This window comes from Novosphingobium sp. TCA1 (genome assembly GCF_009811895.1).
Taxonomy (GTDB): Bacteria; Pseudomonadota; Alphaproteobacteria; order Sphingomonadales; family Sphingomonadaceae; genus Novosphingobium; species Novosphingobium panipatense_A.
Genome location: NZ_BLJH01000001.1, coordinates 549040 through 570784, shown reverse-complemented (window position 1 = coordinate 570784; position 21745 = coordinate 549040). Strand labels below are relative to the sequence as shown.

Here is a 21745-nt window from a genome sequence, read left to right as displayed (position 1 = left end):
GCACTCTCGTGGGCGTCTTAGCAGGGGAACTACGCCTGACAAGTTGCGTTGCCATTTCGACGACAAGTTGTGTTACTCTTGGCGCATATCGCCCAGATCACTGAGCACAGCCCGGCAATGAATATGGCGCAACGGGAAGCAAGGAAGGAATTCGCAATGTCCGAGACCACAACCAGCACCGGAAACGGCACCGAGAACGCCAAGAGCCACTTCAGCAAGGCCGTTGAGGAAGCCAAGGCTGGCGTTCAGGCGATGGCCGACGGCTGCCACGAGAAGTTGAGCCAGGCCAAGGGCGAATGGTCCAGCGAGGCGAAGGTCCGTTCGGAAGACGCCAAGGTCAAGGCAAGCGCCTTTGCCGACGACGCCAAGGTCAAGGCCGCGGATCTGGCCAATCAGGGCAAGGCCAAGGCCAGCCAGGCCATCGTCGGCCTTTCGAAACTGATCGACGACAATGCAGGCCTGATCGATGAGAAGGCAGGCGCCAAGTACGGCGATTATGCCCGCTCGGCCTCGAAGTCGCTGTCGGATACGGCCACCAAGCTCGACGAAAAGTCGCTCGACGAACTGGGCGAGGAAGCGAAGGAATTCGTGCGCCGGAGCCCGGTTGCGGCGGTCGGCATGGCCGTGGCGGCGGGCTATCTGTTCGCGCGCCTGTTCAAGAGCGGCAAGTAATCGCTGATCGTTCGCTCAGCGATGCTCGACACCCATGCCGCCCTCACGCCTACGCCGCAGGATGAGGATCTTTCCCTGGTTGAGGACGTGCGCCTGCTGATCGGCGAAGCACGCACTTTCGCACAAGCCGAAGTCGCCTATCAGAAAACCCGCGCCGCCTACGTCGGCGCCCAGACCAAGGCCATCGCGGTGCTTGGACTGGGTGCCGTCGTGCTCGTCATTTTCGCGGTCATGGCGCTCGTATTGGGCGCCGTCATTGCCGTCGGCACGCTGATAGGCCCCTGGCTGGCGATGATCGTAGTGCCCCTCGCCATCCTGATCGTCGCCGCCATCATGGGTATTTCGGCGCGCAATCGTTCAAAGAAAATGCTGGCACTGGTATTGGACAAGGGAGACTCGCAATGAGTGCTCTTGCCCGTCAGCTGGAGGCAGACCGGATCGCGCGCGATACCGCGAAAGCCGTATTCGACGCGCGCTACGGCGCTCTCAAGGCCGATTTCGAAGCCCGGGGCCTAGCGGGCCGCATACTCGACGAGGCCATCGAGCAGGCAGCCGACATACTGGACGAGGCGGTTACCGTCGTGGAGGAGCATCCCGTCGCGATCGGCGGAACCTTCGCGGCCGTGCTGCTTTGGTTTCTGCGTAACCCGATCATCGCCGGGATCGAAAAGCTGTTCGATTTCGGCAGGCACCTGAAGGAGTCCGACGGTGAGCAAGACTGAACCGACTACCCCCGCCCTTCCCGCAACCTCTGCCAGCGACGCCAATCCGGGCAAGGTCGTGGCCCTCAAGACCGCTGCGGCAGAGCAGAGGCCATCGGAGAAAGTGGTCGCGTTCGTGAAGGCTCATCCCGTGCTGGTCGTCGCGGGCGGGTTGGCAGCAGGAGCTCTCGTCAGTGCGCTGCTTCCGCGACGCCTGACGCGCGGCGTTCTGTCGCGCGGCGCCCATCTGGCCGAGGCCGCCGGCGCAGCGACGGCGCTGCTGGGCAAGGAAGCCGCCGAAAAGGCCCATGATCTTGGTACCAGCGCCCGCAAGAGCGCGTCCAAGGTGGCTGACCGCGCCGAGAAGAACGGCGAACTGGCGGCCGAGCGACTTGAAAAATACGGCATGGCAGCGTTGGCTGCTGCAAGTGCCTTGGGCCGCGCTTCAGCCAAGCGGGCCAGTGAGGCGGGTGAGATAGCTGCTCGCAAGGCTCAGGAAATCGGCCATGCGGCCAGCGAATCCGCCAGTTCGCGCTCTCACAAGATCGCGGAAATGGTCAGCGGGCTGACCCAGCGCCTGCCGCACTGAACCAGACTTATCGATATTGATAATCAATATTGATTTGGGGAGCGGATCGCCTGCGCGATCCGCTCTTGCCCTGTTACCGTCCAAAACGTATGGGGACCGCATCTCTCTTCCCACTCACGAAAGCGGTCCCATGCAGAAGCTTCACCTTGTGATGGGCGGCCGGGTCAAAGACCCCCGCAGCCTTGAATTCGCCGATCTCGATGCTCTCGATCTCGTTGGCGTCTACCCGGACTATGCCGCTGCCGAAGACGCCTGGCGTTCGTCGGCGCAGCGTACTGTCGACGATGCCGAGATGAAGTATGTCATCGTCCACCTGCATCGTCTGCTTCAGCCCGACCAGTCGGAAGCCTGAACGGCTTCTGCCTGAAGGCTGAAACGAAAAAGGCCGGCATTATTGCCGGCCTTTTCTTTATCCAGTCGATGCAGGAACTCGTTCAGATGAACTCGATCTTCTGCACGAGGTAGAACTTGTCGCCCGCGGGAACGGTGACTTCGATCTCTTCCTCTACCTTGCGGCCGATCAGCGCCTTGCCCAGCGGCGAATTGTAGCTGATCCGGCCGACCTTCGCGTCCGCCTCGTAAGGACCGACGATCTGGTAGCGCACCGGCTTGTCGTCATCATCGAGCAGGGTCACCGTGGCGCCGAAAATGATCTTCTCGCTCGACAAGGTCGCCGGATCCACGATCTGCGCACGGCTGATCTTGTCTTCCAGATCGGCAATCGTCGCCTCGACCTGGCCCTGACGTTCCTTGGCGGCGTGATATTCGGCGTTTTCCGAAAGATCGCCGTGAGCGCGCGCTTCCTCGATCGCATCGACGATACGCGGGCGCTCTTCACGCAGCGCCTTGATCTCGGCGGTCAGCTTCTCATACCCTTCCGCGAGCATGGGGAGCTTTTCGATACTGGCCATCAAACCCTTCCTTCCTGTCGCCTTCCCCACATGCCGAACATGTCACACGCGACTAGTTCTCTATCCCGTCCCTCAGGGTCATTCCCGGAGACTTGGCCGATCCTAGGCGATGTGGGGAGGCAAGATCGATTTCAGCTATAATAATCCTGCAACGAACGCACTTCAAGCTGGCTCCCGCGCTGTGCAGAAATAGCCTGTGCAGCAGCGACGCTTGCGGCCGCCGTCGTGAAGTACGGCACCTTGCCGGTGAGCGCCGAAGCGCGGATCGATTGCGAGTCCTTCAGGCTCTGCCAGCCTTCGGTCGTGTTGAAGATCAGCGCAATATCGCCATCGACGATCTTGTCGACGATATGCGGACGGCCCTCGGCAACCTTGTTCACCAGTTCCACCGGTACACCGGCTTCGCTGAGATACTTGTGCGTGCCGGACGTCGCGATGATCTTGAAGCCTTCCGCCACTAGCGTCTGGACCGCAGGCAGGATAACCGCCTTGTCGCTGTCCTTGACCGAGACGAATACCATACCGGTATCCGGCAGGCGCATGCTGGCGCCCAATTGGGCCTTGAGGAAGGCGCGCGGGAAGTCGGCATCGATGCCCATGACTTCGCCGGTCGACTTCATTTCGGGGCTCAGCACCGGATCGACGCCGGGGAAGCGCGCAAACGGGAACACCGCTTCCTTGACTGCCATATACGGCAGATCGCGCTTGAACGGCGGGAAGTCCGCCAGCTTTTCGCCTGCCATCACGCGGGCGGCGATCTTGGCGACGGGCTGGCCCAGGGCCTTGGCGACGAAGGGCACCGTGCGCGAGGCGCGTGGGTTGACTTCGATCAGGTAGACTTCGCCGTTCTTCACCGCGAACTGGATGTTCATCAGGCCGCGCACGTTGAGCCCGAAGGCCAGTGCTTCGGCCTGGCGTTCCATCTCGGCGATGATCTCGGCAGGCAGGCTGTAGGGCGGCAGGGTGCAGGCGCTGTCGCCCGAGTGGATGCCCGCTTCCTCGATGTGCTGCATGACACCCGCCACGACGACCTGATCGCCGTCGCAAAGGGCATCGACGTCGCACTCGATGGCGTCGCGCAGATACTGGTCGATCAGCACCGGGCTGTCGCCCGAAACCTGCACGGCAGTGGCGATGTAGTCGTCAAGCTGCTGTTCGCTGTCGACGATCTCCATGGCGCGGCCACCCAGCACGTAGCTGGGACGCATCAGCACCGGATAGCCGATGCGATTGGCAACGTTCACGGCTTCGTCGCGGCTGCGGGCAATGCCGTTGGCGGGCTGCTTGAGGCCCAGCTTCTCGACCAGGGCCGAGAAACGCTCGCGGTCCTCGGCAAGGTCGATCGCGTCGGGCGAAGTGCCGAGGATGGGGATACCGGCGTCTTCCAGCGTCTGCGCGAGCTTAAGCGGGGTCTGGCCGCCGAACTGCACGATCACGCCGACCAGTTCGCCCTTCGACTGTTCGACGCGCAGGATTTCCAGCACGTCCTCGCCGGTCAGCGGCTCGAAGTAGAGGCGATCGGAGGTGTCGTAGTCAGTCGAGACGGTCTCGGGGTTGCAGTTGACCATGATGGTTTCGTAGCCGACTTCGGCAAGCGCGAAGCAGGCGTGGACGCAGCAATAGTCGAACTCGATGCCCTGGCCGATGCGGTTCGGACCGCCGCCCAGGATCACGACCTTCCTGCGGTCGGACGGATTGGCTTCGTTCTCCGGCTCACCGAAGATCGGGGCTTCGTAGGTCGAGTACATGTAAGGCGTGATCGCCTCGAACTCGGCCGCGCAGGAGTCGATACGCTTGAACACCGGGTGGACGCCCAGCTTGGTGCGCAGCTGGCGCACTTCGTCCTCACTGGTGGCACCGGCCATGGCGCGCAGCGCGTCGTGCAGCAGGCCCGAGCGCTTGGCCTGGGTTTCGCCCAGCCCGCCCGCTACGCCCACCGAGCGCACGGCCAGCGTGGCAAGGCGCTTGTCTGAGAAGCCCATGGCTTTCACCCGGCGCAGGCCCTGCGCATCGATCGGCAGGCCATGCTTCATGATCTGCGCCTCTTCGGCGATGATCTCTTCGATGTGACGCAGGAACCACTTGTCGTAGTGCGCGATCGCGTGGATCTCGTCGACGGTGAAGCCTTCGCGGAAGGCCTGCGCAACGTGCAGCAGACGCTCGGGCGTCGCCTTCGACAGCGCGGCGGTGATCACATCGCGGCCAGCACCTTCCAGCTCGACCACGCGGTTGAAACCGTCGAGACCGGTTTCCAGGCCGCGCAGGGCCTTCTGCATCGATTCCTTGATGTTGCGGCCGATCGCCATGACTTCGCCCACCGACTTCATCGCAGTGGTGAGGTCGTTCTTTGCGCCCTTGAACTTCTCGAAGGCGAAACGCGGGATCTTGGTGACGACATAGTCGATTGTCGGCTCGAACGCGGCCGGCGTGGCGCCGGTGATCTCGTTCATGATCTCGTCAAGCGTGAAGCCGACAGCCAGCTTCGCCGCGACGCGCGCGATCGGGAAGCCGGTGGCCTTCGAAGCCAGCGCGGACGAGCGCGAGACGCGCGGGTTCATCTCGATGACGATCAGGCGGCCGTCCTTCGGATTGACCGCGAACTGCACGTTCGAGCCGCCGGTTTCAACGCCGATCTCGCGCAGCACCGCGATCGAGGCGTTGCGCATGATCTGGTATTCCTTGTCGGTCAGCGTCAGTGCCGGCGCGACAGTGATGGAATCGCCCGTGTGGACGCCCATCGGATCGACGTTCTCGATCGAGCAGATGATGATGCAGTTGTCGTGCCGATCGCGCACGACCTCCATCTCGTACTCCTTCCAGCCGAGCAGCGATTCCTCGATCAGCACTTCGGTAGTGGGAGATGCATCGAGGCCCGAGCGGACGATCGTCTCGAACTCGGCCTTGTTGTAGGCAATGCCGCCGCCAGTGCCGCCCATCGTGAAGCTGGGACGGATGATCGACGGCAGGCCGGTGGTTTCCAGAACCTTGAACGCCTCGTCCATGGTGTGGGCCACACCCGAGCGCGCGGATTCGAGGCCGATCTTGTCCATCGCGTCGCGGAAACGCTGGCGATCCTCGGCCTTGTCGATGGCGTCGGCGTCGGCGCCGATCATCTGCACGCCGAACTTCTCCAGCGTACCGTCGTTGAACAGCGCCAGCGCGCAGTTCAGCGCGGTCTGCCCGCCCATCGTCGGCAGGACCGCATCGGGGCGTTCCTTCTCGATGATCTTGGCGACCGCTTCCGGGGTGATCGGCTCGACGTAAGTGGCGTCGGCCATGTCCGGGTCGGTCATGATCGTGGCCGGGTTCGAGTTTACCAGGACGACCCGGTAGCCCTCTTCCTTGAGCGCCTTGATCGCCTGCGTTCCCGAATAGTCGAATTCGCAGGCCTGGCCGATGATGATCGGGCCGGCGCCGATGACGAGGATCGAGGAGATGTCTGTGCGCTTGGGCATGGGCTGTCCTGGGGTGTCCTGTGTGTCTTGTATGTCGGACTGGCGGCCTAGGCCACCAGCTCGCCAAACGCCTTGTCCCAGTAATCCGGGCCTTCGGCTTTGGCTTTGAGAATGATCGGGTTGCTGTCCTGTTCCTCGCGGATCACCGCCTTGAACCGGTCAGCCTGAAACTGATGCATCGAACCGCCGTACTCGCCTTCCGTCGTCGACCAGGCACCCGTTTCGAGCATCCGGTCGATGAAGGCCTTGCCGGCTTCCTTGGCATGCTTGCGCACCTTGGGGCCGAACTTGCGAACGGCTACCGAGATCTTGTCCTCGAAGATGAGCTGCAGTTCACCGTAAGGGTAGAACCGCGGCGCAACCGAGAGTTCGGCAGCCTGTCCGGCAATATAGTAAGCGAGCATGTGGTCGATAAGGTCGGTCATCGCATGGCACCTTGCCTGGAGTGGATATCCGGCCACCGCCGGACGTCCGTCTGCATAGGCAAAGCGGCATGCCGGGTCGAAATCTCGCTGCTCCACACCGGCAATGATCGCCGACGCGGGATACGGCGTTACCGCCGCAGCAAGAAACCGACCCGCCAACCCCATCAGGCCAGCATCCCCACGAACTTCTCGAAGAGATAGAAGCTGTCCTGCGGGCCAGGGCTGGCTTCGGGGTGATACTGCACGCCGAACGCCTTTTTGCCCTTGATCGCAATGCCGCAGTTCGAACCGTCGAACAGCGAGACGTGGGTCTCTTCGACGTTTTCAGGCAGCGACTGGTTGTCGACCGCAAAGCCGTGGTTCATCGAGGTAATCTCGACGACGCCATCTTCAAGACGCTTCACCGGGTGGTTGGCGCCGCGGTGGCCCTGGTGCATCTTCGAGGTCTTTGCACCGGCCGCGAGGCCCAGCATCTGGTGACCGAGGCAGATGCCGAAGACCGGCACGTCGCGGTCGAGCAGCGACTTGATCACGGGCACGGCATATTCGCCGGTCGCCGCCGGATCGCCCGGGCCGTTCGAGAGGAACACGCCCTTCGGCTCCAGCGCGAGAATCGTGTCGAGCGAGGTCTCGGCAGGAACCACCGTCACACGCGCACCGGCCTTCACCAGATTGCGGAAGATGTTGTCCTTGGCGCCGTAGTCGATGGCGACGACGTGCGGCAGGGCATCGCCCTCTACGCCGCCGAAGCCCTCGCCGAGCTCCCAGGTCGAGCCTTCCCAGCCCTCCTGAATTTCGCGGCTGACGATCTTGGCAAGGTCCATGCCTTCCAGGCCCGGCCATTCCTGTGCACGCTGGATCAGCGCGGGAATGTCGAACTCGCCTTCCGGGTTATGGGCGATCACCGCGTTGGGCGCGCCCTGCAGGCGGATGCGGCGGGTAAGCGCGCGGGTATCGACCCCAGCGAGGCCGACCTTGCCCTTGGCGGCAAGCCAGTCACCGAACTCACCGGCAGAGCGGAAGTTCGAAGGTGCCGTCACGTCCTCACGGACGACGCAGCCTACGGCGCCATCGACCCTGGATTCAAGATCCTCGTCGTTGACACCGACATTGCCGATGTGGGGGAAGGTGAAGGTGACGATCTGGCCCGCGTAGGACGGGTCGGTCATCACTTCCTGATATCCGGTCATCGCGGTGTTGAAGCAGACTTCGCCGACTGCTTCGCCGACGGCTCCAAAGCCGCGGCCCCAGACCACGTGTCCATCGCTCAGGACGAGAACGCCTGTCGCCCCTTCAGGTTTGGGCGCAAGCGTATATGCGGCGTCGGCCATGGTGGGTCGCTCCGTTTACGGCGTTTCTGACTATGTGTGCTAAGGCCCGCCCGCTAGACGGGGTTATGCACCGCGTCAAGGCGCGACTGGTGCAATTTGGCGCATGGCTTGCTAGTTTTACGCCACGACACATTCCCAAACCCATCAGAACAGCAGGAAAACAATGCTTCGTGATTCGATCAAGGCCGCCCAGATCACTGCGATGAAGGGTGGCGACAAGCCGCGTCTCGCCGCGGTCCGCCTCATCCTTGCCAAGATCAAGGACCGCGACATCGAACTGCGCACCGCCGATTCCCTCCCGGACGACGATGCCATGATCATCGACGTGCTCCAGAAGATGGTGAAACAGCGCCGCGAATCGATCCAGCTGTTCGAAGAAGGTGGTCGTCCCGAGAAGGCCGCCGAAGAGAAGGCCGAACTGGAAGTGATCGAAACCTTCCTGCCCGCGCAGCTCACCGAAGAAGAAACCAAGGCCCTGATCGAGGCGATCAAGGCCGAAGTGGGCGCAGAGAGCATGAAGGACATGGGCAAGGTCGTCGCCGCGCTCAAGGCCCGTCACGGCACGCAGCTCGACATGGGCAAGGCCTCGGGCTGGGTGAAGGCAGCGCTGGCCTGACCTGACACGATACCGGGCGGCAGGACCGTGCTTACTCCCCAATGGCTCGACCAGCTGCGATCGCGCACGACGCTGTCGGCGCTGATCGGTCGCTCGACCCGCCTCCAGAAGGCGGGGCGCGAGTTCAAGGCCTGCTGCCCGTTTCATAACGAGAAGTCTCCGAGCTTTACCGTCAACGACGAGAAGGGCTTCTATCACTGCTTCGGCTGCGGCGCACATGGAGATGCGATCCGCTGGATGACCGACCATCAGGGCCTGTCCTTCATGGACGCGGTCAAGGAACTGGCGGCCGAGGCGGGGATGGACGTCCCTGCCCCCGATCCCCGCGCTGCCAAGGCTGCCGAGAAGCGCGACACGCTCCACGACGTGATGGCCGCGGCGCAAGGCTGGTTCGTGCAGAACCTGTCCGCACCCGGCGGCGAATCGGCTCGCGCCTACCTGGCGACGCGCGGGTTCGACGCCCACACTCTCCAGCGCTTCGGCTTCGGCTACGCCCCGGAAGGGCGGCAGGCGATGAAGGAAGCGCTCGGCAAGTTCCCCGAAGCCATGCTGATCGAGGCTGGCCTGAGGATCGAAGTCGAGAACCGCGATCCCTACGACCGCTTCCGCGGACGCCTGATGCTGCCCATCGAGGATGCACGCGGCAGGGTGATCGCCTTCGGTGGACGCATCCTCTCCAAGGAGAAAACAGATGCGCCGAAGTATCTGAATTCTCCCGATACGCCTCTCTTCGACAAGGGCCGTACCCTTTACAACCTGCACCGCGCTGCGCCCGCCGCGCGCCAGTCGGGCCGGATGGTGGTGGTCGAAGGCTACATGGACGTGGTCGCGATGGCGGCCGCGGGCATCGGCGAATGTGTCGCCCCGCTCGGCACCGCCCTGACCGAGCAGCAGATCGAGATGCTGTGGCGCCATGTCGAAATGCCGATCCTCTGCTTCGACGGCGATGCCGCAGGCCAGCGCGCCGCGATGCGCGCCGTGACGCGCGCCCTGCCCCTGCTCCGCCCTGCGCATTCCCTGCGAATCGTGCGGCTGCCGGAAGGCCTCGACCCCGACGACCTCATCAAGCAGCGCGGTGCGCGGGCCATGGAGGACGTGCTTGGCGCGGCAAAAAGCCTGATCGAGGTACTCTGGGAGGCGGAGCGCGATGCCCAGCCGCTGTACACCCCGGAAGACAAGGCGGGCCTCAAGGCGCGCCTCATGGCCCATGTCGATTCGATCCAGCACCCGGATATCGCCAGCCTCTACCGCCGCGAATTGCAGGATCGCTATTCCGAATTCGCCTTCCCCAAACGCGAAAGCCGCTGGCAGCAAGGTGGCGGTGGCGGGAATGCGTTTCGCCCCGGCCAACAGCGTGGACGCGGCAGTTTCCAGAACGGCCGCTGGCAGCCCCAGCCCGAATCGACGCCCGAATCGCTGGAGCGCCTTCGCCGCGCCGCAGCGGGGGGCGCCCGCGACGCGCTGTCGGCCGCCGTCCTTGCCGGACTGGTTCGCTGGCCCGGCCAGGTTCGCCGCCACGCCGAAGCGCTCGCCCGCACGCCGGGCCTCGACCCCCGCTTCGGTTTGCTGCTCGATTGCTGCCAGACGAACGAAGCGCTTGAAACAAGCCACCTTGCCACCATATTGGTCGAGAATGGCCTGGAGATCCCCGGCACCGCGGAATACTCAGGATTGCGCTTCGGGTTCCTCAATCCCGATACTGGCGCGGATCAGGCGGCAGAGGATCTGGCCCAGGCAGTCGATCTCTTGGTGGAGCGTCCGGTTCTGGATGCGGCTTTGGCACGCGCGACGGCTCGGTTCGAAAGCGAGCTCTCGGAGGAGGCTTTTGCCGATCAACAGCGCCTGCTCAAGAGAAAGCTGGAATTTGACAGTCGCCTCAGGCAAATGGCGACAAGACAGGCGGCTTCTTCCTGATTGTATAATCAGGTCGGATGCACGGGGATAACGGCGAAGAATGAGCAAGAACGACAATTCCGGCGGCGATAACGACGGTACTGACGCACCGCTTATCGATCTCAACGAAGGCGCGATCAAGAAGCTGATCGCCCGTGCCAAGCGCCGGGGCGTAATCACTTACGACGAGCTGAACGAGGCCCTGCCGCAGGACCAGATGTCTTCCGAGCAGATCGAGGACATCATGGCCGCGATCTCGGAAATGGGCATCAACATCGTCGAAAGCGATGAAGACGCCGATGGCCAGCAGGAAGACGACGACCGCGACAACGAGGAAGTCGATTCCGACGACGTCTCGCCGCGCATGGTGGTCGATGCCAAGAAGAAGGAATCTGTCGAGCGCACCGACGACCCCGTGCGCATGTACTTGCGCGAGATGGGCGCGGTGGAACTGCTCAGCCGCGAAGGCGAAATCGCCATCGCCAAGCGTATCGAAGCCGGCCGCGACATGATGATCCTGGGCCTCTGCGAGAGCCCGATCACCTTCCACGCCATCATCCAGTGGTCCGAAGCGCTCAACAACGGCGAGATGCAGCTGCGCGAGATCCTCGATCTCGATGCCATGCTCTCGAAGGAACCCGCCCCCGAAAGCCTGTCCGAAGACGGTGAAGGCGACGACGACGGCGAGATCAGCGAAAAGACCGCCGGCCCCTCGTTCAAGGACGAGGACGATTCCGACGAGGACAACTCCGAGGAAGTCGATGAGGACGGCAACCCGATCCCCAAGCGCGAAGCCGAGGAAGAGGAAGAGGACAACACTCTCAGCCTCGCCCAGATGGAAGCGGCGCTCAAGCCCGAAGCGCTTGAGAAGTTCATGCTCATCACCGAGCTTTTCCAGGCTTTCGAGCGTCTCCAGTCGGAACGCCTCGAAGCGCTGGCGCTCGGCATCGACTTCCCGCTGGCCAAGGAAGAGCAGTACCAGCAGCTTCGCGAAGACCTGACCGCGCAAGTCGAATCGGTGAAGTTCCACGCGACGAAGATCGAGTATCTCGTCGACAACCTCTACGCCTTCAACCGCCGCCTCACCACGCTGGGCGGCCAGATGCTGCGCCTTGCGGAGCGTCACAAGGTGAAGCGAGCGGACTTCCTCGAGACTTATGTGGGCCGCGAGCTTGATGATACCTGGCTCACCGACATGTCCAAGAAGGACAAGAAGTGGGCGGCCTTTGCGGAAGCGGAAGCCGATCCGGTCGAGCGTATCCGCTCCGAAGTCTCGGACATCGCCGCCGCCACCGGCATGGCGCTCCCCGAGTTCCGTCGCATCGTCAACATGGTCCAGAAGGGTGAGCGCGAGGCGCGCATTGCCAAGAAGGAAATGGTCGAGGCGAACCTGCGCCTGGTGATCTCGATCGCCAAGAAGTACACGAACCGCGGGTTGCAGTTCCTGGACCTCATCCAGGAAGGCAACATCGGCCTGATGAAGGCGGTCGACAAGTTCGAGTACCGCCGCGGCTACAAGTTCTCGACGTATGCCACCTGGTGGATCCGTCAGGCGATCACGCGCTCGATCGCGGATCAGGCCCGCACGATCCGTATCCCGGTCCACATGATCGAGACGATCAACAAGCTGGTCCGCACCAGCCGCCAGTTCCTGCACGAGCAGGGCCGCGAGCCCACGCCCGAGGAAATGGCCGAGCGTCTGTCGATGCCGCTCGAAAAGGTGCGGAAGGTGATGAAGATCGCCAAGGAGCCGATCTCCCTCGAAACGCCGATCGGCGACGAGGAAGATTCGCACCTGGGTGACTTCATCGAGGACAAGAACGCGATCATCCCGGTGGATGCGGCGATCCAGGCGAACCTCAAGGAAACGGTCACCCGCGTCCTTGCCTCGCTCACTCCGCGCGAGGAACGCGTGCTGCGCATGCGCTTCGGCATCGGCATGAACACCGATCACACCCTTGAAGAAGTCGGTCAGCAGTTCTCGGTTACCCGCGAACGTATCCGCCAGATCGAGGCGAAGGCACTGCGCAAGCTCAAGCACCCGAGCCGCAGCCGCAAGATGCGCTCGTTCCTCGATCAGTAAGGGATTGGGCCTGGGTCAGTAACGAACGGCTTCAATCAAACGAAAAGCCCCGCTTCCGCGGGGCTTTTTTGTGCCTATCGTCCGCAGGGCCTTTGATCGACGACGCTATACCCCTTGGCCCGCGCCATGCAGGCATTGCTGAAAGTCTGACGCTTGCCGCGCTTGACGCCGCAAACAGGCGCATATTCCTGCGTACACATGGCCGGCTTGTCAGGTCGCGGGCGATTGGGGCGATCAGGCCCCGGCATCGTTTCCATGCATCCGGCAAGCGCCAGAAGCCCGGCGATGCCCAGAGCGGTCAACAGCGAACCCTTCATGTCCATTCTCCCTCTCAATCCGTCCGCAACCTAGGGAATAATACTGAGCCCTAAAACTCCCCTAGCCCTTAATTCCCAGCGATCGCGTCTGGTTATAGGTGGGCACGGTCGGCGCGGGACCATCCCATCGCACCCAGAGCGCCATCGCCAAAGCCAGAAGCAGAAACCCACCCGAAGCGATACGGGCGACCTGCCCTCGCAGCACCGGGCGCAGCGGTACGAAGACCATGCAGAGAAGCGCCAGGGGAAGCGCCGTCACCATCGGCATGGCGGCGCCTACCGCCTGCATGAGGGCATATCCCAGCATCAGCGCATAACCGCCAACCACCGCTGCCACCACGACCTGAACGGCGCGCCCTGCCCGGCCATCCCGCAGCCACGGCCAAGCAGCCACCCCGGCGAGCATCAGCGGTACGGTCAGGACATAGGCCGCCGTCGGCGCCAGAAACTGCATGACCGCGCCCGCAAGCCACAGCGGCAGGACTAGGCCCGCCTCTCCCGACCGCGTCGTCGGCCCGCTCGCCACCAAAAGCAGCGCCACATCGATCCCGACCAGCAGCGCCATGACCTGAAGTTTCGGTATCGCCGCGAGCCGGTCGTAATAATCGGAAGGTCCGCTGCCCTGCGACAGGTAGTTCAGGCCCTGGAGCACCGCCGCGGCAACGATCACAACGCCCAGCATACGGGCCGCGCCGCCAAGGAAAGGCATCGGCTCGAAGCGCCGCGCCGCCAGCGCGGCATATCCGGCAAAGCCGATGGCCAGCATCACCCAGCCCCACCACGGCGCGTAGTGGACCGCGAAAAGGCCGAACACATCGAAGAACACGATATCCGGCGCCCTTCCCGGCAATTCGCGCGAGTGGACAAGCGCTCTCGTCAGCCCCAGGGTCTGCTCGCCCATCTGCTGGAGCGAACCGCGATCGAGGTTCGCGGCCGTCGCCAATGGCGAGTGATAGAGCCCCGGCCGCCCGATGAAGGCGAAGTTCCAGGCTGGATAGCCGTGTGGCAGCGCGACGGTCAGGTCCGTGTCGTTGGGAAGGACGCTGTAGATGAACGTCGCAAGCGATGTCCCGGCCGGATGCGGCGCGGTATCCGCCCAGAGACGCGCCACATCGCCGTTCAGCGCGGAAGTCTGGAAAAGGTTTGCCTTGCCGCCGCCGCCTCGCGTTTCGAGGTTGATGATGCCCCCGATGCGCCGCGCCTCCGCCGCGTGTTCGAAGAACATCCGGGCGCCGAGCAGCCCGGATTCCTCGCCGTCCGTCAGGATCACCAGCACGTCCCGCTTGCGTTCGCGGTCTAGCGAGAGGGCGCGCAGCGTCTCCAGGATCGATGCCACGCCCACACCGTCGTCCGCTGCCGCAGGCGAACCGGGCACGCTGTCGTAATGGGCCATCAAGGCCACGGCCGGCAGGCTGGGATCGTTTCCGCGCAGGAGGCCGAGCACGTTGGTCAGGGGAATGCCCGCCTCGGTGCCCCTGCTGCGCCGGTTCAGCTCTGCCCGGGCCTCGGCCGGGAACTCGCCTTCCTGCGTACGCATGGTGAGCCCCAGCTGGCCAAGGCGCTGCATCAGGTAGCCGCGCAAGGCGGCATGCTCCGCCGATCCGCTGGGATGGGGCGCGCGGGCGATACGCTCCACATCCACCATCGCGCGGCTGGCGGAGAACGCATCGGGTGATGTATCGAACGCAGCAGGGCGCGGCGGAGTCGTCCCCAATACGGCGAGAATCACTGCGAAAAGCAGCGCAACGATGAAAAACTTTGCCGATTTCACAGCCAACCCCCTGACATGACGCCGAAAACATCCGCTTCGGCAGTTCATCTGTCAATCGCCTGCGCGGCGCGCACCGGCCGGTTTGAAAGCCTGCAACACCTGCCGGATTTTTCGCGATTTTCCCCGCATTCTCATGGAAAAGGCTTTTGATTTGATCACTTCCGGCAATTGCAGTGCCGGATTGTCAACAATGGTGGCAATGCGACAAAGTCACGACTAAGGGGAAGCGCAAACGAATCCTCGCATCAGGACAGGCATCCCATGCGCATTGCGATTGCTTCAGACCACGCCGCCGTCGACCTCAAGGCGACCCTGCGTGAATACCTCATCGAACTCGGCCACGAAGTTGCCGATCTCGGCCCCGAAACCGCCGACCGTGTCGATTACCCCGACTACGGCTACAAGCTGGCCTCGGTCGTCGCCGATGGCACCGCGCAGTTCGGCGTCGCCCTCTGCGGATCGGGCATCGGCATCTCGATCGCCGTGAACCGCGATCCCGCCTGCCGCTGCGCGCTCGTTTCCGAGCCGCTCTCGGCCGCGCTCGCGCGTGAGCACAACGATGCCAACGTCATCGCCATGGGCGCGCGCCTGACCGGCGAAGACATGGCCAAGGCCTGCCTCGATGCTTTCCTTTCGGCCGAGTTCGGTGGCGGACGCCACGCGGGCCGCGTCGAAAAGCTTTCCAACCCCGTCTTCTGAAACGGAGAAGCCCGAACATGACTGTAGACACCGCCATCCGTTCCGCCGGCTTCTTCACTGACGGCGTTGCCGAAAGCGATCCCGCCGTCGCCAAGGCCATCGGCCACGAACTGAAGCGTGAGCGCAAGCAGATCGAACTGATCGCCTCGGAAAACATCGTTTCCAAGGCCGTGCTCGAAGCCCAGGGCTCGGTGCTGACCAACAAGTACGCCGAAGGCTATCCCGGCAAGCGTTACTATCAGGGCTGCGAGCCTTCGGACGAAGTCGAAACGCTGGCCATCGAACGCGCCAAGCAGCTGTTCGACTGCCAGTTCGCCAACGTGCAGCCCCACTCGGGCGCGCAGGCCAACGGCGCCGTGCTGCTCGCCACCGTGAAGCCCGGCGACACCATCATGGGCATGAGCCTCGATGCCGGCGGCCACCTTACCCACGGCGCCCGCGCCGCGCTTTCGGGCAAGTGGTTCAAGGCCGTGCAGTACGGTGTGACCAAGGACACCCACCTGATCGACTACGATGAGGTTGAGGCCCTGGCCAAGGAACACCAGCCCAAGCTGATCATCGCCGGTGGCTCCGCCTATCCGCGCGTGATCGATTTCAAGCGCATGCGCGAAATCGCAGACGCCGTGGGCGCGCTGTTCCAGGTGGACATGGCGCACTTCGCCGGCCTCGTCGCCGCCGGTCTGCACCCCTCGCCCTTCCCGCACGCGCACATCGCCACTACCACCACGCACAAGACGCTGCGCGGCCCCCGTGGCGGCATGATCCTCACCAATGACGAGGCGCTGGCCAAGAAGATCAACTCTGCGGTGTTCCCCGGCCTTCAGGGCGGCCCGCTGATGCACGTCGTCGCCGCCAAGGCCGTCGCCTTCGGTGAAGCGCTGCGCCCCGAGTTCAAGGACTACGCCGCGCGCGTGATCGAGAACGCGCAGGTCCTCGCTGCAACCCTGAAGGAGCGCGGCGCCGCGATCGTTTCGGGCGGCACCGACACCCACCTCGCGCTGATCGACCTCTCGCCGCTGGGCGTGACCGGCAAGGACGCGGACGAGGCGCTGGAGCGTGCGGGCATCACCTGCAACAAGAACGGCATCCCCTTCGATCCGCTGCCGCCGATGAAGACCAGCGGCATCCGCGTAGGCTCGCCCGCCGGCACCACCCGCGGCTTCGGTCCGGCCGAGTTCCGCGAAATCGGCAACATGGTCGCCGACGTACTCGACGGCCTTGCCAAGTGCGGCGAAGCGGGTGACGCTCAGGTGGAGCAGAACGTGCGTGCGCGCGTTGAAGCCCTGTGCGATCGTTTCCCGATCTACGAGGACTGATTCAGGAGCCTTAGTGCCATGATCGACCCGAACCGCCCCAACGACACTGGTGATTTCATTTCCGACGCACGCCATGAGCTTGCAGGAATGCTGCAGGATGGCCTCGACCACCCTTCGACCAAGCCGGTGCTCGCCTGGGGCGCGGCCGGGGCGGTCGCGGGCTTCGTGCTGCCGTTCGTGTCTATCCCGCTCGGCCTTGCGGTTGGTGCGGGATATCAGTTCTACAAGCGCGTGCGCCCCTGAAAGTTTTCCAAGTCTTGAAAGTAACTGACTGAATGCGCTGTCCTTTCTGCGCCCACGACGATTCCCAGGTCAAGGACAGCCGCCCGACCGAGGACAACACGGCGATCCGCCGCCGCCGCCAGTGTTCGAGCTGCGGCGCGCGGTTCACCACGTTCGAACGCGTCCAGCTTCGCGAAATCACCGTCGTGAAGAGCGACGATGCGCGTGAACCGTTCGACCGCGCCAAGATCGAGCAGTCGGTTACTCTCGCCTGCCGCAAGCGCGGGATCGAGCGGGAGAAGATCGACCAGCTCGTCTCCGGCGTGCAGCGTCAGGTCGAAACCCTGGGCGAATCCGAAGTCCCCTCGCGCGAGATCGGGGAAATGGTGATGGAAGGGCTTCGCCAGCTCGATTCGGTTGCCTATATCCGCTTTGCCTCCGTCTACCGCGCCTTCAACGAAGCGCGCGACTTCGAGGCTTTTGCCGGTACCGTGCGCGATGTGGCCGGTCAGGGCGTTACCAAGGAATCGAATTAATGGCTGACGTGAACAAGCCGGTCATCGTGCTGGTTCGCCCCCAACTCGGCGAGAATATCGGCAAGGCTGCGCGCGCCATGCTCAACTTCGGCCTGACCGAGATGCGCCTTGTCGCCCCGCGCGACGGCTGGCCCAATCCCTCGGCCGGTCCTGCCGCTGCGGGCGCCGACGTGGTGCTCGAACATGCGGAAGTCTTCGAGACGCTGGCCGAAGCGGTTGCCGACTGCGGCAATGTCTACGCCACGACCGTGCGCAAGCGCGGCGTCACCAAGCCGGTCGTCACGCCCGAGCAGGCCGCGCGCGAGGTTCATGAGGCAGTTGGCCGCTCCGCCTATGTCTTCGGCCCCGAGCGCTCGGGTCTGGAGACCGAGGACGTCGCCCTCGCCCGCGCGATCCTGACGGTGCCGATCAATCCCGAGTTCGCCTCGCTCAACCTGGCGCAGGCGGTGATCCTCTGTGCCTACGAGTGGTCCAAGGGTGCCGCCGAAAGCGGCGAACTCGCACAGCCCACGCAGGAGGACTTGCTTCCCCCTGCCCCGCAAGACGAATTGGAAGGCCTTATCGGCCACTTCGAGCAGTTGCTCGAACCCAAGAACTATTTCTGGCCCGAAACGCGTGCGGCGGCCAACCGGCTGACCTTGCGCAATCTTCTCACGAAGCCGGGCTGGAATCACCTCGAAGTGCGCACCCTTCGCGGTGTGCTCTCTGCCCTCGGAAACGAGCGTCGCCCGCGTAGCTGAGCCGTTTTTCGGCTTATCCGCTTGACTTTCACCCCCGAGCCCGTATGGGGCACCCCTTCACATGGCGCCTGTCTTCCTGACAGGTCTGTCCATTCGGCCCCGCACCCCGGTGAAGCGGCGGCCGCATTCCGCGAAATAGGCGGAATGGTGCGCCCCGGGAAAACATGGACCGCTTCCACAGTGGAAGCGGCAGCAGAAAAGGAGACGACATATGTCGAAGCGTAAAAGCGCCAAGTACAAACTCGACCGCCGCATGGGCGAGAACATCTGGGGTCGCCCCAAGAGCTCGGTCAACCGCCGCAGCTACGGCCCGGGCCAGCACGGCCAGCGCCGCAAGGGCAAGCTGTCGGACTACGGTCTGCAGCTGCGCGCCAAGCAGAAGCTCAAGGGCTACTACGGCGATGTGACCGAGAAGCAGTTCAAGGCTACCTACCAGGAAGCCTCGCGCATGAAGGGCGACACCGGCCAGAACCTGATCGGCCTGCTCGAGCAGCGCCTGGACATGGTCGTGTACCGTTCGAAGTTCGCACCCACCATCTTCGCGGCTCGCCAGATCGTTTCGCACGGTCACATCCGCGTGAACGGCGTGAAGTGCAACATCGCTTCGCGTCGCATCCGCGTCGGCGACGTCATCAGCCTCGGCAACAAGGCCAAGGAAATGGCGCTGATCATCGAAGCCCAGAACCTGCCCGAGCGTGAAGTCCCCGACTACGTCGCTCAGGACGGCACCGACAAGGTGACCTTCGTCCGCGTCCCGACGCTCGACGAAGTGCCCTACCCGGTGAAGATGGAACCGAACCTGGTCGTCGAGTTCTACTCGCGCTAAGTATCGGGTCTTCGGACCAGAAAAACGGAAAGGGCGGTTCCTTGCGGAGCCGCCCTTTTTGCTTGTGCGCCAAAATGCTGGAAAACGCGGCGAATCGAGGGACTTGTCAGGGAACGGACATGGAACTTGTGCATTAGGCTTGCATCATGTCCCGATATCGATTCATTACCCCCAACCGCACCGGCAAATGGTACTCCGACCTCGAAACCGCGAAGCAGTTCGCAGCGGAGATCGGTGCCGGTTTCATGGATTCGCGAACCGGCCGCTTCGTTGCCTATGTCGGCACAAAGCTGGAAATCGGCTCGCTTCACGAAGATCTGGAGGAAGGCCTGGAACCGGCCTGACCATATCACAAAAAACCCGAGAGGAGCAGCCTCTCGGGTTTTTGATTAGAAGACTGACGGCGAAGGACTATCCGTCGCGTCCGCGGAAGTAGCTGCGCCGGAAGTCGGCAGCGAACTGGACGAAAGTGCCTGCCGAAATGGCGTCCCGCATGCCCTGCATGAGCTGCTGATAGAACGAGATATTGTGCTCGGTCATCAGCATCGCGCCGAGGATTTCTCCCGAACGCACGAGGTGATGCAGGTAGGCGCGGCTGTAAGTGGCGCATGTCGGGCATTTGCAGCGTTCGTCCAGCGGATTGTTGTCCTCCGCGTGACGGGCATTGCGCAAGTTGAGCGGGCCGTTCCAGGTGAAGGCCTGACCGTTGCGCCCCGAACGGCTGGGCAGCACGCAGTCGAACATGTCGACCCCGCGCTCCACGGCGCCGACGAGATCGTCGGGCTTGCCCACCCCCATCAGGTAGCGCGGACGATCGGCGGGAAGCTGACCCGGCGCGAACTCCAGGGTGGAGAACATCGCCTCCTGCCCTTCTCCCACGGCAAGACCGCCGATGGCATAGCCGTCGAAGCCGATGTCGATCAGCGCATCGGCCGAAGCCTTGCGCAGGCCTTCGTCGAGCGCGCCCTGCTGGATGCCGAACAGCGCGGAATTGGCCGCATGCTCGCCGCCGCTGTCGAAACCGTCGCGGCTCCGCTTGGCCCAGCGCATCGACATCTCCATCGAACGCGCGATCACGTCGCGCGGCTGATCGATCTTCGGGCACTCGTCGAAGCACATGACGATGTCCGATCCGAGCAGCCGCTGGATCTCCATCGAGCGCTCGGGCGTCAGCAGGTGGCGCGAACCGTCGAGGTGGCTGGCGAACGTCACGCCGTTCTCGGTGATCTTGCGGAGGTCCGACAGGCTCATGACCTGATAGCCGCCGCTGTCCGTCAGGATCGGGCGGTCCCAGTTCATGAACTTGTGCAGGCCGCCCAGGCGCGCAACGCGTTCCGCGCCGGGGCGCAGCATGAGGTGATAAGTATTGCCCAGGATGATGTCGGCGCCGGTAGCGCGCACATCCTGCGGCTTCATCGCCTTCACGGTGGCGGCGGTGCCGACCGGCATGAAGGCGGGCGTGCGGATTTCTCCGCGACGCATCCTAATGACGCCGGTGCGAGCCTTGCCGTCGGTGGCGTGGATGGAGAATTCGAAACGGGGATTCATGCCCCGCCCGTTACAGCCTTCAGAAGCCGTAGACCAGCGAGAAGCGCGAGATCGTATCGGTTCGCAGCGATCCGTCCGGCGGCGAGGTTTCGTGCTCGATCGAATAGGACATGCGCGCCTTGAGGCCCCTCGCCATGCCTGCCTCCAGCCCGGTGGCCGAAGTGTAGGTACTGTTCCCGGTTTCGATATAGGACGAGGCGTCCTGGGTCAGCTTGATCGTGGGCGTGACCTGCCAGTCGAAATCGATCGAGGTCAGTGCCGACCAGGTCGTCTCCTGGGGCACGGTGACATAACGTGTTCGACGAAGCGCCGGACCGACTTCCATCGAGAGGCTGACATTGTCCCGCTTCAGGATGCGATAGCCGAGGCCGCCCGAGAGCGAGTAGCGGTCGAGGAAACCCTGGATCCGGTCCTTCTCGTACTGCACGCGGCCGTAAGTGAAGAGACCGTCGTTCAGGGTGTAGCGCGGCTGATAGCTGGCCCCGTACTGCTCACGCGAGACGGTGCCACGATCCTTCTGGTAATCGGCGTTGAGCTGGACGGTATGCTGCCAGTTCAGGCCCTTGCGATCCAGCTTGACCGCGCCGGTATAGCCGAAATTGCTGGTGTTGCCGGTGGCGCGGAAAGCGCCCAGCTCGACTTTGCCCGTCCAGAGTTCCAGCAATGCGGCGCGGCGGATGCGTTCCCGCTCGGCATTGGCCTTGTCGGCGATTTCCTGCGCATTGGCGTCGAGGAAAGCCTGGTGGATCGCGCGGATCTCGTCCTTGTCGTAAGGCTGCGTGGCAAGCGCGGCCTTCACGACGGCACCGACGGTGGCGGAATCCTTGGTCTTCACCGCCGCCTCGATCATCGTTCGGACATTGCCCGGCAGATGCGGCGCGGGCGCATTGATGAAGGGCGGCGGCGCGACGTAGTCCGGCAGGGTAACGCGCACCGGCAGTTCCACGACAGGAGCCACCGGCACGATTTCCAGCTCGGGAAAGATGTGGAACTGAAACGCTTCGAACTCGATCGAATGGAGAGTCTGAGCCTGTGCCGGAACGGCAACCAGCAAAGAAGACGCACCCATAGAAACCGCGAAACGCATTGTCATG

At 63.5% G+C, this 21745-nt stretch carries 23 protein-coding genes; 15 read left to right on the top strand and 8 right to left on the bottom strand.

What is annotated here, in order from left to right:
* Positions 1-156 precede the first annotated feature (156 nt).
* From NTCA1_RS02740 to NTCA1_RS02720, 5 genes are all read left to right on the top strand, one after another.
* Complete coding sequence (locus tag NTCA1_RS02740; protein WP_086490488.1) at positions 157-672, top strand: hypothetical protein; 516 nt, start codon at positions 157-159, stop codon at positions 670-672.
* 21 nt (positions 673-693) lie between these two features.
* Positions 694-1077, top strand: a complete 384-nt coding sequence (locus tag NTCA1_RS02735) for a phage holin family protein (protein WP_159827989.1) — start codon at positions 694-696, stop codon at positions 1075-1077.
* Positions 1074-1394 (top strand): hypothetical protein, encoded by a 321-nt coding sequence (locus NTCA1_RS02730; RefSeq protein WP_159827986.1) that lies wholly within the window; start codon positions 1074-1076, stop codon positions 1392-1394. Before NTCA1_RS02735 ends, NTCA1_RS02730 begins: the two co-directional genes overlap by 4 nt.
* On the top strand, positions 1381-1962 hold the full coding sequence (locus NTCA1_RS02725; RefSeq protein WP_236549054.1) for a hypothetical protein: 582 nt from the start codon (positions 1381-1383) through the stop codon (positions 1960-1962). Before NTCA1_RS02730 ends, NTCA1_RS02725 begins: the two co-directional genes overlap by 14 nt.
* Positions 1963-2092: 130 nt before the next feature.
* Complete coding sequence (locus NTCA1_RS02720) at positions 2093-2314, top strand: DUF4170 domain-containing protein (protein WP_086490291.1); 222 nt, start codon at positions 2093-2095, stop codon at positions 2312-2314.
* Between the two features lie 82 nt (positions 2315-2396).
* Here the strand turns inward: NTCA1_RS02720 and greA are convergent, their stop codons facing one another.
* From greA to carA, 4 genes are all read right to left on the bottom strand, one after another.
* Complete coding sequence (greA, locus tag NTCA1_RS02715) at positions 2397-2873, bottom strand: transcription elongation factor GreA (protein ID WP_086490292.1); 477 nt, start codon at positions 2871-2873, stop codon at positions 2397-2399.
* 131 nt (positions 2874-3004) lie between these two features.
* Positions 3005-6328 (bottom strand): carbamoyl-phosphate synthase large subunit, encoded by a 3324-nt coding sequence (gene carB, locus NTCA1_RS02710; protein WP_159827983.1) that lies wholly within the window; start codon positions 6326-6328, stop codon positions 3005-3007.
* Between the two features lie 47 nt (positions 6329-6375).
* Positions 6376-6753: a hypothetical protein gene (locus tag NTCA1_RS02705; protein WP_159827980.1), complete on the bottom strand. Its 378-nt coding sequence runs from the start codon at positions 6751-6753 to the stop codon at positions 6376-6378.
* 164 nt (positions 6754-6917) lie between these two features.
* Positions 6918-8084, bottom strand: a complete 1167-nt coding sequence (gene carA, locus NTCA1_RS02700) for a glutamine-hydrolyzing carbamoyl-phosphate synthase small subunit (protein WP_159827977.1) — start codon at positions 8082-8084, stop codon at positions 6918-6920.
* A gap of 163 nt (positions 8085-8247) precedes the next feature.
* Between carA and NTCA1_RS02695 the strand changes: the two genes are divergently transcribed.
* From NTCA1_RS02695 to rpoD, 3 genes are read left to right on the top strand one after another with little or no spacing between them, the layout of a single operon-like run.
* Entirely contained in the window at positions 8248-8700 is a 453-nt protein-coding gene (locus NTCA1_RS02695; RefSeq protein ID WP_159827974.1) for a GatB/YqeY domain-containing protein, read from the top strand.
* Positions 8701-8727: 27 nt separating this feature from the next.
* Positions 8728-10614, top strand: coding sequence for a DNA primase (gene dnaG / locus NTCA1_RS02690; RefSeq protein WP_159827971.1), 1887 nt, complete (start codon positions 8728-8730; stop codon positions 10612-10614).
* Between the two features lie 40 nt (positions 10615-10654).
* A complete protein-coding gene (rpoD, locus tag NTCA1_RS02685) occupies positions 10655-12676 on the top strand; it encodes an RNA polymerase sigma factor RpoD (protein ID WP_086490298.1) in 2022 nt (673 codons plus the stop codon).
* A 74-nt stretch (positions 12677-12750) separates the two neighbouring features.
* Here rpoD and NTCA1_RS02680 read toward each other — a convergent pair whose 3' ends face one another.
* Together NTCA1_RS02680 and NTCA1_RS02675 are read right to left on the bottom strand one after the other, a co-directional pair.
* Complete coding sequence (locus NTCA1_RS02680) at positions 12751-12993, bottom strand: hypothetical protein (protein ID WP_159827968.1); 243 nt, start codon at positions 12991-12993, stop codon at positions 12751-12753.
* Between the two features lie 61 nt (positions 12994-13054).
* Complete coding sequence (locus tag NTCA1_RS02675) at positions 13055-14764, bottom strand: M28 family peptidase (RefSeq protein WP_159827965.1); 1710 nt, start codon at positions 14762-14764, stop codon at positions 13055-13057.
* A gap of 261 nt (positions 14765-15025) precedes the next feature.
* Between NTCA1_RS02675 and rpiB the strand changes: the two genes are divergently transcribed.
* The 7 genes from rpiB (at position 15026) to NTCA1_RS02640 (ending at position 19447) form a co-directional block, all read left to right on the top strand.
* A complete protein-coding gene (rpiB, locus tag NTCA1_RS02670; RefSeq protein ID WP_159827962.1) occupies positions 15026-15463 on the top strand; it encodes a ribose 5-phosphate isomerase B in 438 nt (145 codons plus the stop codon).
* A gap of 17 nt (positions 15464-15480) precedes the next feature.
* Positions 15481-16779 (top strand): serine hydroxymethyltransferase, encoded by a 1299-nt coding sequence (gene glyA / locus NTCA1_RS02665; RefSeq protein ID WP_086490302.1) that lies wholly within the window; start codon positions 15481-15483, stop codon positions 16777-16779.
* 18 nt (positions 16780-16797) lie between these two features.
* Positions 16798-17022 (top strand): hypothetical protein, encoded by a 225-nt coding sequence (locus NTCA1_RS02660; RefSeq protein ID WP_159827959.1) that lies wholly within the window; start codon positions 16798-16800, stop codon positions 17020-17022.
* Between the two features lie 32 nt (positions 17023-17054).
* A complete protein-coding gene (gene nrdR, locus NTCA1_RS02655; RefSeq protein WP_159827956.1) occupies positions 17055-17537 on the top strand; it encodes a transcriptional regulator NrdR in 483 nt (160 codons plus the stop codon).
* The gene (locus tag NTCA1_RS02650) at positions 17537-18277 is read left to right on the top strand and encodes an RNA methyltransferase (RefSeq protein ID WP_159827953.1); all 741 of its coding nucleotides are present in this window, start codon (positions 17537-17539) and stop codon (positions 18275-18277) included. Before nrdR ends, NTCA1_RS02650 begins: the two co-directional genes overlap by 1 nt.
* 211 nt (positions 18278-18488) lie before the next feature.
* The gene (gene rpsD, locus NTCA1_RS02645; RefSeq protein ID WP_086490306.1) at positions 18489-19103 is read left to right on the top strand and encodes a 30S ribosomal protein S4; all 615 of its coding nucleotides are present in this window, start codon (positions 18489-18491) and stop codon (positions 19101-19103) included.
* 146 nt (positions 19104-19249) lie between these two features.
* Positions 19250-19447 carry a hypothetical protein gene (locus NTCA1_RS02640; RefSeq protein ID WP_086490307.1) on the top strand — a complete coding sequence of 66 codons (198 nt, stop codon included), beginning with the start codon at positions 19250-19252 and terminating at the stop codon, positions 19445-19447.
* Positions 19448-19514: 67 nt separating this feature from the next.
* Here the strand turns inward: NTCA1_RS02640 and tgt are convergent, their stop codons facing one another.
* Both tgt and NTCA1_RS02630 read right to left on the bottom strand, forming a co-directional pair.
* Positions 19515-20651 (bottom strand): tRNA guanosine(34) transglycosylase Tgt, encoded by a 1137-nt coding sequence (tgt, locus tag NTCA1_RS02635; protein ID WP_159827950.1) that lies wholly within the window; start codon positions 20649-20651, stop codon positions 19515-19517.
* A gap of 19 nt (positions 20652-20670) precedes the next feature.
* On the bottom strand, positions 20671-21744 hold the full coding sequence (locus NTCA1_RS02630) for a YdiY family protein (protein WP_086490309.1): 1074 nt from the start codon (positions 21742-21744) through the stop codon (positions 20671-20673).
* Between the last annotated feature and the right edge of the window lies 1 nt (position 21745).